This window comes from Chryseobacterium limigenitum (assembly GCF_900114875.1).
GTDB classification, from domain to species: domain Bacteria; phylum Bacteroidota; class Bacteroidia; order Flavobacteriales; family Weeksellaceae; genus Chryseobacterium; species Chryseobacterium limigenitum.
In genome coordinates, this window is record NZ_FPKW01000013.1 from 31860 (window position 1) to 45609 (window position 13750).

The window sequence follows — 13750 nt, forward strand, 5'->3', positions numbered from 1 at the left end:
TTTTATTCAAATTTTTTTACAATTAGTGCCGAATTTGTTCCCCCAAATCCAAAAGAATTCGACAAAAATACGTCAATTTTTTGACTTTTTGTTTCGGCGATCAAATTTATCTTTTTGGCCTCATCGTCAGGGTTTTCCAGGTTGATATTTGGCGCTACGAAATCATTTTGCATCATCAGAATCGAGTAAATAACTTCACTTGCACCTGCCATCCAACATTCATGCCCCGTCATTGATTTTGTAGAGCTTACAGGAACTTCACTTCCGAAAATTTCGTAGATCGCTTTTGCTTCATTAGCATCTCCGATTGGTGTAGAAGTCGCGTGAGCATTAATATAATCAATATCTTTCACCTCTAAACCAGACTGTTGCAGGGCTCTGTTCATTGCTAGAGCCGGTCCGTCAACATTTGGAGTTGAGATATGCCCGCCATTTGATGAAAAACCGTAACCGACGATTTCAGCCAGAATATTTGCGCCTCTTTTTTGTGCAGATTCTAAACTTTCAACAATTAAAGATGCTGCTCCACCACTTGGAATTAAGCCGTCTCTATCTTTATCAAAAGGTCTTGATGCTTTTGTCGGTTCATTTTCTCTTACCGAAAAAACACCCAAACCGTCAAAACTCGCCATGGAATATTTGTTGGTTTCCTGAGCGCCACCACAAACGATCATATCCTGCATTCCACTTTTAATCATCATATAAGCTAATCCCAGCGAATGAGATCCGCTTGCACAAGCTGCGCTGATGGTCAAATTAATTCCTCTTAATTTAAATATTGTGGAAAGATTCATGGTAACCGTAGAATTCATCGATTTGAAAATCGCGCCAGAACCCATTAAAGTCGTATCTTTTTTCTCTCTCGCAATGTCGATTGATTCCACAACTGCCTGGGAAACACTGTCATTTCCATATAAAATTCCGACTTCGTTATGATCTAAGAAGTCCTGATCTATGCCAGCCTGCTGTAATGCATTAAGTGTTGCCAAATAGGCATATTCACTTTCTTCGCCCATGCTGATGCGTTGGCGCCTGTTTAAAAGACTTTTCAAATCCGGTTTTGGAACCACACCTGTAAGGCCTGATCTGAAACCAAATTCTTTTCTTTCGTCGACTAAAACAATACCGGATTTTCCTTGATACAGGGAATCTTTCACTTCTTCCAGAGAAGTTCCGATGCAAGAATAAATTCCCATTCCGGTAATTACAACCCTATTTTCCATTTTTATAAATTTAACAATGTATCAGTTTAACAATGCAACAATAATTGGTACACTGTCAATTGCTATATTGCTACATTATTTTATTAATTATGAATAAATTCCACCGTTAATATTGATTACCTCTCCTGTAATGTACGAAGATTTTCTTGAAGCTAAGAACGCAACAAGATCCGCAACTTCCTCAGCTTCACCAAATCGGTTGGCAGGAATCATTGCTTTTAATTCATCTTCATTAAAATCCTGGGTCATATCTGTTCTGATAAACCCCGGTGCCACCGCATTTACAGTGATATTTCTTTTCGCAACTTCCTGTGCAAGAGCTTTTGTAGCTCCAACCAAAGCACCTTTTGCCGCAGAATAGTTCGTCTGCCCCGCCGTTCCTTTCACTCCGGAAACAGAAACCATATTAATAATTCTACCGTATTTATTACGCAACAATTTTTGAATAAAGAAATTTGTCACGTTGAAAAAACCATTTAAACTTGTATTAATCACAGCGTTCCAGTCTTCACTCTGCATCCACATGAATAATCCGTCTCTTGTAATTCCTGCATTATTTACAATCACTTCGACTATAGAATCGGCATTTTTTTCCTGCCATTCTCCAAGAATGCTCAGCGTTTCTTCTGCATTTCCTACATCGAATTTCAGAATTTCTCCGGTAGATCCCAGTTCTTCCACTTTAGCTAAAGTTTCCTTTGCTGCAGCTTCGTTTGAAGTGTAGTTGATCAGTATATGATAGTTTTTTTCTTCTGCCAGTTTTATACAGATTGCTCTTCCTATTCCTCTAGAGCCTCCTGTTACAATTGCACATTTCATTGGTTGTTGTTTTTTACCAGATTATGGTTTTTATATTTCCATAGGTTTTACCTACGGTTATTATTGTTGAACCCTTCGGGTTCTCCTCAAACTGCTTATTTTTTTAAATATTGCTTTACCTCCTCCAAATATGGGTACATTACCATATCATCTGAGAACGCGGGAATGATCTTTCTTATTTCATCGTACAGCTCTTTTGTTGATGATGACACTTTATCTTTAAAATCAAGATATTCAATTGCCTGAATAATCGTGATCGCTTCAATCGCCAATACTTCGAAAGCATTTTCAATTACCTTTCTGCAAATTACCGCAGCGTTGGTTCCCATGCTCACAATATCCTGATTATCATTATTATTAGGAATACTGTGAACGTACATAGAGTTCGATAACATCTGACTTTCTGCTGTTGTAGAAGTTGCCGTGAACTGGACGCCCTGCATCCCGAAATTAAAGCCTAATTTACCTAAATTTACAAAAGGAGGCAAAATTTCGTTGATTTTTGAGTTTAAAAGATAATTTAATTGTCTTTCTGCCAACATTGTCAGTTTTGTCACCACAATTTTAAGCTTATCCATTTCCAGAGAAATATAATCTCCGTGGAAATTTCCCCCGTGGTAAACGTGCTGACCCTCAACGTCTATAATTGGATTATCATTTGCTGAATTGATCTCATTTTCAAGAACTTTTTCCGTGTATTCCAACGTATCTAAAACAGGTCCTAAAATCTGCGGAACACATCTTAACGAATAATATTCCTGAACTTTTTCCTTGAAAACCTTTTCCTGTTCTTCAAAATGAGTATATAAGTGATCTTCTCTCTTTCTAATTAATTTACTGTCAGACAAATGCGCACGCATTCTTTCTGCAATCTTTTGCTGACCTGCATGAAGCTTTGTTCCGTTTAAAGCTTCGGATAAATGATCATCATATGCCTGAACAATTTCGTTAATCGCACAAGATAATTTAATGGAGATCTCAGTTAACTGATTGGCTTTGTATGCATTCACAATACCAATTCCTGACATGACAGAAGTTCCGTTCATTAAAGCGAGACCTTCACGGATCTCTACTTTTATAGGCTCTAATCCTTCAATTCCAAAAACTTCTTTTGTGGATCTTCTTTCACCTTTATAGAAAACTTCACCCTCACCAATTAAAACCAAAGCCAAATGTGCCAGCTGGACTAAATCTCCACTTGCGCCCACTCCACCGTGTTCGAAAATCAATGGTGTAACATCTCTGTTTATTAATTCTTTAAGTAAGTTAACTACCGAATGGTGAACGCCGGAATTCCCAAGAGACAATGTGTTTAATCTTGCCAACATACAAGCCTTAACTTCTTCCGGAGGTAATGGGTTTCCAATACCCGAAGAATGGCTTCTGATTAAATTATACTGTAGTTGGTGCGTATCTTCATCGCTGATCTTGAACTGAGCCATCGGCCCGAAACCAGTATTGACACCATATATCACTTTATTCCTAGAAAATTCTTTCAAAAACTGAAAACTCGCATCCACTCTGGCTAAAAGTGTATCATCCAGTTCTATTTTTTCATTATTTACGACGATATTCTGAAAATCTTTCAGTTCTAAAAAGCTATTTATTTTCATCAATTAAAAGTAATAATAGATAATTTTATAAAATATTAATTAATTGTCACTAATTTTGCGGCAAAGATATAAGTTATTATTAAAATAAAAAATCAAAGATGAGCAAAGAATTTGTTGATGTTCTCGTAATCGGTGCTGGACCTTCCGGATGCGTATCTTCTTCATACTTAAAGAAGAACAATATCAACGTAAAAGTTGTCGAAAAAACAAAATTTCCAAGATTGGTTGTTGGCGAAAGCTTAATTCCGAGAGTGATGGATCATTTTGATGAAGCGGGACTTTTTCCAGCTTTAGATAAAATGGGCTTCGAGAAAAAATTGGGAGCGCGTTTTTTGAGAGGTGACGAAGTTTGCATCTTTGATTTCAGTGATAAATTTGGAGAAGGCTGGGACTGGACGTGGCAGGTTCCGAGAGCTGATTTTGATAATACTTTGGCTCAGGAAGTCATTAATAAAGGAATCGACCTTGAGTTTGAAACGGAAGTTATCGGTATTGAATTTAACGGAACAGATTCTATCACAACCGTAAAAAATAAAGATGGAGAAACTAAGGAGATTCATGCAAAATTTGTGATCGACTCCAGTGGTTACGGAAGAGTTTTGCCAAGGCTTTTAGATCTAGAAAAACCATCAAAATTATCTCCCCACTCAGCAATTTTTGCTCATGTAGAAGATATTAACAGAGAAGAAGGAACGGAAGGAACGTTGATTTCTTTTGATATCATTGAAACTGAAGTCTGGCTCTGGGTAATTCCTTTTTCGAATGGAAATACGAGCGTAGGAATTGTTGGTCCGACTGAATACATTGATAAACTATCTGAAAACGGCGATACAGCGGAAGCGTTGAGAAAAGCCATTTCTCTTTCGGATTATTATGTAAAACGTTTCGGAAATGTAGATTTTCTTTTTGAACCAAAACATTTAAAAGATTATTCTTGTTCGGTGAAAAAATTATTCGGAGACGGATTTGCATTGACGGGAAATGCTTCAGAATTCCTTGATCCTGTTTTTTCTTCGGGAATGGCTTTTGCCACAGAAGGCGGGATGACTGCCGCGAAATTGGCCTTAAGACAGCTAAATGGCGAAAAAGTTGATTGGCAAACAGAATTCGCAGATTATATCTTATATGGTGTTGATGTTTTCACAACTTATGTGAAAGAATGGTACACCGGAAACCTGCAGGAATTATTTTTCCATCAACCGGAAAATCCTGATGTTAAGAAGAAAATCTGTGCGGTTTTGGCAGGATACGTTTGGAATAAGGACAATCCTTTTGTGAAAAAACACGACACAGTCATAAAAAACCTTGCGAACCTCATCAAAATGGAGAAGCAACAACAATAAAAAATCGGTCTGAATTTCAGACCGATTTTTGTTTTATTTTACAGCTTTCTTGATATCCTTTCCAATATATTTTCCTATTGCTTCATACGCTGCAGCAATTCTTCCGTATTCCATAACAAATTCTTTATTATTTACGTATTTATCAAATTTATTAAGTTCAACTACAGCTAAAACCTCTGATGGATTATTTGTTTCTATAAGCTTTACTGTCCCTGTAATTTCAGCCGTCATTCCAACCATTCCTCCATGCCAGCCTGGATAAACCCATTTTGTATCCAGTAATAAAGTATATTTTGCAGAACTTCCTTTTTTAAAAACAATATTTTTATATCCTTTATTTAATCCTTTAGCAAAATAGTCTACATAATATTCATCTTTATATTTTTGCCATTCACCATTCCATTTCTGCCATCCAGCTTCTCCTCTTTTGGGATTTGCTAGAAGATCTCGTTTTCTGTTTTCAAGATATTGAGTTTCTGTATAATTTTCTTTCATTAATGTTACATTCTCAAATTTCAATTCTACATTTACTTCCGTTTGATCTTTTAAAGTAATAAAATTCCCTGAAGTAATTGTAAGCCTCTGATCTTGGGCATTAACAATCATAGTAACGCTCATAATGAGCATTAGAAATAATTTTTTCATAGTTTATAATTTTTATTTTAAAGTTTATATAGAAGTATTATTTTTTAGTATAATGTTCAACTTTTAAGGCGAGCATTTTCGAAGTTTTTGCATAGCATTCTGCAATTCGGTCATTGTTATTTGGAATTCCGATTACATTGTCTCCAACTGCTTTTATACCTTCAACAACCATCAGAATATTATTAGGGTTTTCGGTTTCCACAAAAGTCATTCGGGTATTTAATTGGGCTGGATCATTCATTATTCCGGCAAACCAGCCTTGATAAATCCAGGTTGGCTCGACTATTAAAGTATATTTTGTTTTTTCAAATTTTGTGGACGCTTCAATTTTTGTGTTTTTATTCCAAGATGCCAGAAATTTATCCTGAAAAGTTTTATCTTTTGAATATTCCCAATCCGCTTTCCATTTTTCAGCTTCCTCTTTCCCACTAGCTTTCTCAATATCTTCCATTCTATCTGCAATATATTGATGTTCACTAATTTTTTTCTTGCCAAAAGTTACTCCTTCAAACTTGAAAACAACTTTAACGAATTTTTGATCTTTTAAAAAATTATAATCTCCTGAAATCACCTTTACTCTCTGAGCCATAACACTTACGGAAAGTGCTATTAATAATAGAAATAACGTTTTTTTCATATCTGTTTTTATCTTAAATCAATAAACGTAATGGGCTTCCTACTGTTTGGATTAAAAACAGTTTTAGACAAAACATCAAAATCTATAATCTCAATTTTCGGACTCACCCTCAATTTTGCCCGGAAATGATCTCTCACTTCGTTTACAAAATTTTCAGAATCGCTGTTTGTGCTTATTTTAATGATAATTTCATCCAAACCAATTTCATTAGACTGAATAACGATCTGGTAACACAAAATATTATTAAAATCATTCAGAATATCATTCATCGCAGGCGGATACAAGGTCGTTCCTTTATATTTGATCATCTGCTGCTTTCTCCCGACAACAGGGCCTAGTCTCATTGTATTTCTTCCACATTTACAAGGTTCGTAATGTGCTTTTACAATATCTCCGGTTTTAAATCTCAGCAGAGGAAGAGCTTCTACTCCTAAAGTTGTGATGGTTAATTCTCCGCTTTCTCCTTCCTGAACTATATTTCCATCGTCGTCAAGAATTTCCGTTATGATTAATTCCGGATGCTGATGCCCTCCGATTTGATGCTCACATTCTGTGAAAGCTGTGCTCATTTCTGTGGAAGCATAGGTTGAGAATAATTTAATATCCCATTTTTCTTTAATTTTTTGAGATAAAATATTGTCTGTAAAATCCTGATTTTTGATGCTCTCGCCAATACAAACAGCTCCATAAACGCTGGAATTTTTATAATCGATTCCATGTTTTTCGGCATAATCGATCATTTTTAATAGAAATGACGGAACGGTAATTAAATATTTTGGTTTATACCTAAAAATGGAATCCCATTGAAGCTCGGGAATCCCAGGCCCCATGCGGACAACACTTGCACCCATTTTTCTTAAACCTAAAAAATAGGCAAGTCCGGCCATGAATCGTTTGTCAATCGTTGTAATCATCTGTACAACATCACCTTTCTGAACCCCTGCACACACAAAAGAAATTGCTTCATTGTACGCTAATCTCTCGAGATCATTATCTGACAGTCCGAAAGTTACCGGATCGCCCAACGTTCCTGAAGTTGTGCTGTAATCCACAATTTTATCAGGTGTGATACAAAAGAAATCATCGTTATTCTGCTGAATATCATTTTTCGTTGTCGTCGGGATTTTCTGTAAATCTTCCAACTTCTGAATATCAGCAATATTGATATTATTTTCTTTGAATAATTTTTGATAAAATGGCGATTTTTTTTCAAGATAAGTCAGAAGCTCCTGAAGTTTTTTCTCCTGAAACTTTTTTATTTCCTGAATGTCTGATTTTTCGATTGATGGATAGAATTCCAATGGTTTTTATTTTAAGTGACAAATTTATTTAATTAAAATTAAAAGATTGCGTCATCTGAAATTTTAACCACAGATTGATACAAATTTTCATAGATGATTGTATTTCATCTAGTTTTATGAGAAGAAATTTAAGTTTTGGCTAAAGCCAATTGGAAACATCTTAAGTTAAGCGGGCTTTAGTCCGTTCGTATTGATAAAAGACACAGAAATTTTCAAAAAACTTATTAAAATTATATTTAAAAAATTCACTCATTCATCATCTACATTTCACATTTTAAACATCTCAACATTTATATTTATGAAACAGAACTTTTTAATACAAACTATCAAAATAAAACATATATTATAAACCGACAAATTTTAGTAAATTTGCCAACTTAATTAATCAACGATATTGAGATATTACAATGAGCCAATTTAAAGAATACAAAAACCTCAACCTTATTGACGTAGCAGAGAATGTAGCGGAATTTTGGAAACAAAATAAAACCTTCAATAAAAGTGTTGAGATTCGTGAAGGGAAACCTGAGTTTGTTTTTTATGAAGGTCCGCCTTCAGCAAACGGTATGCCCGGAATTCACCACGTTATGGCTAGAGCATTAAAGGATATTTTCTGTCGTTATCAAACTCAGAACGGGAAACAGGTTTTCCGTAAAGCGGGTTGGGATACACACGGACTTCCTGTGGAGCTAGGCGTAGAAAAAGAATTAGGAATTACTAAAGAAGATATTGGCTCAAAAATTTCTATTGAAGATTACAACAAAGCTTGTCGTGAAGCGGTAATGCGTTACACCGATGTCTGGAATAACCTTACCGAGAAAATCGGATATTGGGTAGACCTTGAAGATCCATATATCACGTATAAGTCAAAATACATGGAGACGGTTTGGTGGCTGTTGAAACAGCTGTATGATAAAGGATTATTGTACAAAGGTTACACGATCCAGCCTTATTCTCCAAAAGCGGGAACAGGACTTTCTTCACACGAAGTAAATCAGCCCGGAGCTTATCGTGATGTGTCTGATACAACAATTGTTGCACAATTCAAGACATTACCGGAAACATTACCTTCATTTTTACAAGGTTTTGGAGACGTACATTTCTTAGCCTGGACGACAACTCCCTGGACGCTGCCTTCAAATACAGCTTTGACAGTAGGTCCGAAAATTGATTATGTTTTAGTGGAAACATATAATCAATATACTTTTCAAAAAACTTTAGTTGTTTTGGCTAAAGCTTTGGTGGAAAAACAATTTGGGAAGAAATTTGAGTTTTATGATAAAGATACTGACGATTTATTGTTTTCATCAAATGCTTTAAATATTTCACAAGGAGACAAAATCCCGTATAGAATCTTAGCAGAATTCAAAGGTGCTGATTTGGTCGGAATTAAATATGAGCAATTATTAGATTACGCCACACCTTACCAAAATCCGGAAAATGCTTTCAGAGTAATTTCAGGAGATTTTGTTACAACAGAAGATGGAACAGGTATCGTTCATACGGCGCCGACGTTTGGTGCTGATGATGCAAAAGTGGCTAAAGAAGCTACTCCTGAAGTTCCGCCAATGTTGGTTTTAAATGAAAACGGAAATCCGGTTCCTTTGGTAGATTTACAGGGGAGATTTACTTCGCAAATGGGAGATTTTGCAGGTAAATATGTAAAGAACGAATATTACGATGCAGGAACAGCACCCGAAAAGTCTGTTGATGTTGAAATCGCAATTCGTTTAAAAGAAGAAAATAAAGCTTTCAAAGTAGAAAAATACGTTCACAGTTACCCACACAGCTGGAGAACTGATGAGCCACTTTTATATTATCCTTTGGATTCTTGGTTTGTAAAAATGACCGCTGTAAAAGACAGATTGGTTGATTTAAACAAAGGAATCAACTGGAAACCAAAGTCAACAGGAGAAGGACGTTTCGGTAATTGGTTGGAAAATGTAAACGACTGGAATCTTTCCCGTTCAAGATACTGGGGAATCCCGTTACCGATCTGGAGAACTGAAGATTTGAAAGAAGAAATCATCATCGGTTCTGTAGAAGAATTATACAACGAGATCGAAAAGTCTGTTGAAGCAGGATTTATGAAAGAAAATCCGTTCAAAGGTTTTGTGATTGGAAATATGTCTGAAGAAAATTATTCTTTGGTTGATCTACATAAAAACATTGTTGACAAAGTTATTTTGGTTTCAGAATCAGGAAGAGAAATGAAGCGTGAGAGCGACTTGATCGACGTTTGGTTCGATTCAGGATCGATGCCTTATGCGCAGTTGCACTATCCTTTTGAGAATAAAGAATTAATTGACAATAATAAGGCATTCCCTGCAGATTTTATCGCGGAAGGTGTTGACCAGACTCGTGGATGGTTCTACACGCTTCATGCAATCGGAACGGCAGTTTTTGATTCAGTTGCTTATAAAAATGTAATGAGTAACGGACTCGTTTTGGATAAAAACGGGGTGAAAATGTCAAAATCCAAAGGAAATGGAATTGATCCGTTTGAAACATTAGCAGTTTACGGGCCGGATGCTACGCGTTGGTACATGGTTTCAAATGCGAATCCTTGGGAAAACCTGAAATTCGATATCGAAGGAATTGATGAAACGAGAAGAAAGTTCTTCGGAACACTTTACAACACGTATTCATTCTTTGCGTTGTATGCAAATGTTGACGGCTTCAATTATTCTGAAAAAGACGTTGAAAACAGACCTGAAATCGACAGATGGATTTTGTCTGAATTAAATTTATTAATTAAAGAAGTAAAAGCATTCTACGAAGATTACGAACCGACAAGAGTCGCAAGAACGATCAACACTTTTGTGAATGATAACTTAAGCAACTGGTACGTAAGATTATGCAGAAGACGTTTCTGGAAAGGAGATTACTCAGAAGATAAGATCTCTGCTTACCAGACTTTATATACTTGTTTGGAAACTGTTGCCAAATTATCCGCGCCAATCGCTCCGTTCTTTATGGATCAATTGTATCAGGATTTAAATAAAGTAACAGGAAAGGAAAACGCGGAATCTATTCACTTAACAGATTTCCCGGTTGCTGATGAAAGTTTAATTGATCAGGATTTGGTTGAAAAAACGCACTTGGCTCAAAACATTACGAGCATGGTCTTCTCTTTAAGAAAGAAGGAAAACATAAAAGTTCGTCAGCCTTTACAAAAAGTGTTGATCCCTGTTTTAGATAAAAAAACGGAAGAACAAATTTTAGCCGTTGGAGAGTTAATTAAACAAGAAGTAAATGTTAAAGAATTACAGTTAATAAATGCCGAAGAAGCATCACATTTAATTGTAAAACAGATAAAACCAAACTTCAAAACGTTAGGTTCAAGACTTGGAAAAGACATGAAAACAGTTGGAGGAGAGATTGCAAATCTTACTGCTGAACAAATTTCAGGTTTAGAAAAAGAAGGAAAAATTGACGTTCAAGGTTACGAAATTACCCTTTCTGATGTTGAAATTTCAACAAAAGATATTCCGGGATGGACAGTAACTTCTGACGGGAAAACAACTGTGGCATTAGATTTGACACTAACAGATGAGTTAAAATCTGAAGGGATTGCAAGAGAATTTATCAACAGAATTCAGAATCTTAGAAAAGAGCAGAATTTTGAATTAACAGACAGGATAAACATCTTTGTGGAAGAAAATTCACCTTTCTTACATGATATTAAGAAAAATGAAGAATATATTTCATCAGAGGTCTTGTCAAATAAAATAGAAATTGTATCTTCACTTCCAAATTTTAACGAAATCGAAATAGATGAGGTTAAATTTAAGATAAATGTTGAAAAAAATTAATATATAGTTATTGTTTTTCAAATTCCATTTCATAATTTTATTAAAAAAGAGAAAAGAACATGTCAGACGAAAGAGTAAGATATAATGATTCTGATTTACAAGAGTTTAAAGCGATCATTAAAGAAAAAATAGAAAAAGCAGAAAGAGATTTGCAATTGATCAGAGAAAGCTTCATCAACGACCAGAATAATGGGACAGATGACACTTCGCCAACTTTCAAAGCATTTGAAGAAGGAGCTGAAACATTAAGTAAAGAACAAAATTCTATTTTAGCAGGAAGACAGGAAAAATTCGTGCGAGATCTTAAGAATGCTTTAATCAGAATTGAGAATAAAACATACGGTGTTTGCCGAGTAACAGGAAAGCTGATTCCTAAAGAAAGATTATTGGCTGTTCCTCACGCTACTTTAAGCATCGAAGCGAAAAATATGCAGAAATAACCGTAAGGTTTGTAAAATAAATTTGGGTTTATATCGTATTTCATGAAATACTTTATAAACCTAATTTTTAATTTATATCCATGAACGAATTATTAATTTTAGGGGTCATTCTTATTGTAGTTTTAGGATTTTTTAATAGAGATTGGATCAAAAACAGGTTCTTTCCCGAAAAACACAGAAACTATACGATTGATGATGAATTTAATTCCAATAAACGCGACAGGGAAAAAGAAATTGACCACCTTTTAAGCAAAATGGGCAAAAACGGAGTCAATGATCTGTCTGCTAAAGACAGAAAAAGATTAGACGAATTGTCTAGAAAGTAAATATTTAAATTAAGAAAAATGGAGTCTATAATAGTACACACTAAAAATGCAATGGAATTGAATGCGCTGAAAAGTGTTTTAAAAGATATGAACATTCAGTTCGAAAAATTCCATACGAAGAACACATTCCATAATCAGAAAACGATTAAGAAAGTTATCGATAAGAAAAACGAGAAAATCGGGAAACCTTATAAACCAAAAGGATTGTAATGAAGAAGATTGCACTTATCACTTTTCTTATTTTATTAATAGATCAGGCTTCGAAAATTTATGTAAAGACGCATTTCAATCTAGATGACAGCGTTTCTGTTTTACCAGGTTTTAAACTTACATTCGTAGAAAACCCGGGAATGGCTTACGGGCTTCACTTTGGTGGTGTTATTGGCAAGTACTTTCTTGTTATTCTAAGAGTATTTTTGATTGGAGGCATGGTTTACATGTTCAAAAAGTGGCTACAACAAGGAGCATCCAACTATCTTATTATCCCAATGGCCATTATTTTTGCAGGAGCAATAGGAAATCTTATTGACGGAATGTTTTACGGATTACTTTTCGACAGCGGAACAACTTATGATCCAAGTATAGACCGATGGATTGGCTATGGCGGGCTTTCCAAGCTTGTGCCTATCGGACAGGGCTATTCTACATTTATGAGAGGTTGCGTGGTTGATATGCTTCACTTCCCAATGGTAGATTGGAACGTTCCTGAAAACGTACCGCTAATCGGAGGAAAACACCTTGAATTTTTCAAATACATTTTCAATGTTGCAGATTCAGCTATTACGGTAGGAGCGGCTTTATTACTGGTTTTCAGAAAAAAAGCTTTCCCGAACGGTTTGGAATTTTAAAAGATTTTACACTCGATGAAAAAATTAATAAAAACTACATTTAAAATATTCCTGCTTCTTATTGTTGCAGGATTTATTTTTATCGCCTGGGCGAATTACAGCATCAAAAAAGAAAGTGATGCGTCTGTTTCCTATAATATGGCTGATGTTCCCGAAACAAAAACTGCTTTACTTTTAGGCACAAGCAAAAATTTAAACAGCGGGCTTCCCAATGCTTATTTCTACAATAGAATACAAGCTGCGATAGACCTTTACAAAAGCGGAAAAATAAAATACATCATCGTAAGCGGGGACAACAGTACAAAAGACTATAACGAACCAGAAGATATGCTCTTGACCTTAATGAAATATGGAATTCCACAAGACAGAATTTTCTTGGATCATGCAGGTTTCAGAACATTAGATTCTGTTGTAAGAGCTAAAGAAATCTTCGGACAGACAAAACTGGTTATCATTTCACAAAAGTTTCACAACGAAAGAGCTGTCTTTTTAGCCAAGAAAAACGGAATTGAAGCATATGGCTACAATGCGAAAGATGTTAATAAATATGCAGGTTTTAAAACCAATATGAGAGAATATCTCGCTAAAGCCAAAGCCTATTGGGATCTTATTTTTGGAGTTGAACCTAAATTCGGAGGGGAGAAGATTTTGATTCCTTAATTTTTTTTCTCTCGCAGATTTTTCTGATTGTGCAGATTTTTGACGCAAAGTTTTTAATTTGATAACAATTTATTTGCCTT

13 protein-coding genes are annotated in these 13750 nt (G+C 35.3%); 7 read left to right on the forward strand and 6 right to left on the reverse strand.

Going from position 1 to position 13750, the window contains the following annotated elements; all coding sequences use genetic code 11:
• Nucleotides 1-2: 2 nt before the first annotated feature.
• From BT156_RS14950 to BT156_RS14960, 3 genes are all read right to left on the reverse strand, one after another.
• Nucleotides 3-1223 (reverse strand): beta-ketoacyl-[acyl-carrier-protein] synthase family protein, encoded by a 1221-nt coding sequence (locus tag BT156_RS14950; protein ID WP_072411227.1) that lies wholly within the window; start codon nucleotides 1221-1223, stop codon nucleotides 3-5.
• Nucleotides 1224-1310: 87 nt separating this feature from the next.
• A complete protein-coding gene (gene fabG / locus BT156_RS14955) occupies nucleotides 1311-2042 on the reverse strand; it encodes a flexirubin biosynthesis SDR family reductase FlxB (protein ID WP_072411229.1) in 732 nt (243 codons plus the stop codon).
• A 95-nt stretch (nucleotides 2043-2137) separates the two neighbouring features.
• Nucleotides 2138-3655 carry a flexirubin biosynthesis tyrosine ammonia-lyase FlxA gene (locus BT156_RS14960; RefSeq protein ID WP_072411232.1) on the reverse strand — a complete coding sequence of 506 codons (1518 nt, stop codon included), beginning with the start codon at nucleotides 3653-3655 and terminating at the stop codon, nucleotides 2138-2140.
• A gap of 98 nt (nucleotides 3656-3753) precedes the next feature.
• Between BT156_RS14960 and BT156_RS14965 the strand changes: the two genes are divergently transcribed.
• Nucleotides 3754-4998 (forward strand): NAD(P)/FAD-dependent oxidoreductase, encoded by a 1245-nt coding sequence (locus tag BT156_RS14965; protein WP_072411233.1) that lies wholly within the window; start codon nucleotides 3754-3756, stop codon nucleotides 4996-4998.
• Nucleotides 4999-5031: 33 nt separating this feature from the next.
• Here BT156_RS14965 and BT156_RS14970 read toward each other — a convergent pair whose 3' ends face one another.
• From BT156_RS14970 to BT156_RS14980, 3 genes are read right to left on the reverse strand one after another with little or no spacing between them, the layout of a single operon-like run.
• On the reverse strand, nucleotides 5032-5643 hold the full coding sequence (locus BT156_RS14970; RefSeq protein WP_072411235.1) for a hypothetical protein: 612 nt from the start codon (nucleotides 5641-5643) through the stop codon (nucleotides 5032-5034).
• Between the two features lie 37 nt (nucleotides 5644-5680).
• Nucleotides 5681-6280 carry a hypothetical protein gene (locus BT156_RS14975; RefSeq protein ID WP_072411237.1) on the reverse strand — a complete coding sequence of 200 codons (600 nt, stop codon included), beginning with the start codon at nucleotides 6278-6280 and terminating at the stop codon, nucleotides 5681-5683.
• An 8-nt stretch (nucleotides 6281-6288) separates the two neighbouring features.
• Nucleotides 6289-7581 carry a flexirubin biosynthesis putative acyl-CoA ligase FlxY gene (locus BT156_RS14980; protein WP_072411238.1) on the reverse strand — a complete coding sequence of 431 codons (1293 nt, stop codon included), beginning with the start codon at nucleotides 7579-7581 and terminating at the stop codon, nucleotides 6289-6291.
• Nucleotides 7582-7988: 407 nt separating this feature from the next.
• On the opposite strand from BT156_RS14980, the gene ileS reads away from it, so the two are divergent.
• From ileS to BT156_RS15010, 6 genes are all read left to right on the forward strand, one after another.
• Nucleotides 7989-11396: an isoleucine--tRNA ligase gene (gene ileS / locus BT156_RS14985; protein WP_072411240.1), complete on the forward strand. Its 3408-nt coding sequence runs from the start codon at nucleotides 7989-7991 to the stop codon at nucleotides 11394-11396.
• 59 nt (nucleotides 11397-11455) lie between these two features.
• The gene (locus BT156_RS14990) at nucleotides 11456-11836 is read left to right on the forward strand and encodes a TraR/DksA family transcriptional regulator (RefSeq protein WP_066754506.1); all 381 of its coding nucleotides are present in this window, start codon (nucleotides 11456-11458) and stop codon (nucleotides 11834-11836) included.
• A gap of 80 nt (nucleotides 11837-11916) precedes the next feature.
• Nucleotides 11917-12162: a DUF6576 domain-containing protein gene (locus BT156_RS14995; RefSeq protein ID WP_072411242.1), complete on the forward strand. Its 246-nt coding sequence runs from the start codon at nucleotides 11917-11919 to the stop codon at nucleotides 12160-12162.
• A gap of 18 nt (nucleotides 12163-12180) precedes the next feature.
• Nucleotides 12181-12372, forward strand: coding sequence for a DUF2683 family protein (locus BT156_RS15000; RefSeq protein WP_072411244.1), 192 nt, complete (start codon nucleotides 12181-12183; stop codon nucleotides 12370-12372).
• Nucleotides 12372-13010 (forward strand): lipoprotein signal peptidase, encoded by a 639-nt coding sequence (locus BT156_RS15005; protein ID WP_072411246.1) that lies wholly within the window; start codon nucleotides 12372-12374, stop codon nucleotides 13008-13010. The genes BT156_RS15000 and BT156_RS15005 overlap by 1 nt, the downstream gene beginning before the upstream one ends.
• Nucleotides 13011-13025: 15 nt before the next feature.
• Nucleotides 13026-13670 carry a SanA/YdcF family protein gene (locus BT156_RS15010; RefSeq protein ID WP_072411248.1) on the forward strand — a complete coding sequence of 215 codons (645 nt, stop codon included), beginning with the start codon at nucleotides 13026-13028 and terminating at the stop codon, nucleotides 13668-13670.
• The last annotated feature ends 80 nt before the right edge of the window (nucleotides 13671-13750 follow it).

Bases quoted from the DNA above. Each gene is read 5' to 3' on its own strand.
- fabG (WP_072411229.1), bottom strand. From the start codon at position 2,042: ATGAAATGTGCAATTGTAACAGGAGGCTCTAGAGGAATAGGAAGAGCA.
- BT156_RS14975 (WP_072411237.1), bottom strand. From the start codon at position 6,280: ATGAAAAAAACGTTATTTCTATTATTAATAGCACTTTCCGTAAGTGTT.
- BT156_RS14965 (WP_072411233.1), top strand. From the start codon at position 3,754: ATGAGCAAAGAATTTGTTGATGTTCTCGTAATCGGTGCTGGACCTTCC.
- BT156_RS14990 (WP_066754506.1), top strand. From the start codon at position 11,456: ATGTCAGACGAAAGAGTAAGATATAATGATTCTGATTTACAAGAGTTT.
- BT156_RS14950 (WP_072411227.1), bottom strand. From the start codon at position 1,223: ATGGAAAATAGGGTTGTAATTACCGGAATGGGAATTTATTCTTGCATC.
- BT156_RS14970 (WP_072411235.1), bottom strand. From the start codon at position 5,643: ATGAAAAAATTATTTCTAATGCTCATTATGAGCGTTACTATGATTGTT.
- BT156_RS15005 (WP_072411246.1), top strand. From the start codon at position 12,372: ATGAAGAAGATTGCACTTATCACTTTTCTTATTTTATTAATAGATCAG.
- BT156_RS15010 (WP_072411248.1), top strand. From the start codon at position 13,026: ATGAAAAAATTAATAAAAACTACATTTAAAATATTCCTGCTTCTTATT.
- BT156_RS14995 (WP_072411242.1), top strand. From the start codon at position 11,917: ATGAACGAATTATTAATTTTAGGGGTCATTCTTATTGTAGTTTTAGGA.
- BT156_RS14960 (WP_072411232.1), bottom strand. From the start codon at position 3,655: ATGAAAATAAATAGCTTTTTAGAACTGAAAGATTTTCAGAATATCGTC.
- ileS (WP_072411240.1), top strand. From the start codon at position 7,989: ATGAGCCAATTTAAAGAATACAAAAACCTCAACCTTATTGACGTAGCA.
- BT156_RS15000 (WP_072411244.1), top strand. From the start codon at position 12,181: ATGGAGTCTATAATAGTACACACTAAAAATGCAATGGAATTGAATGCG.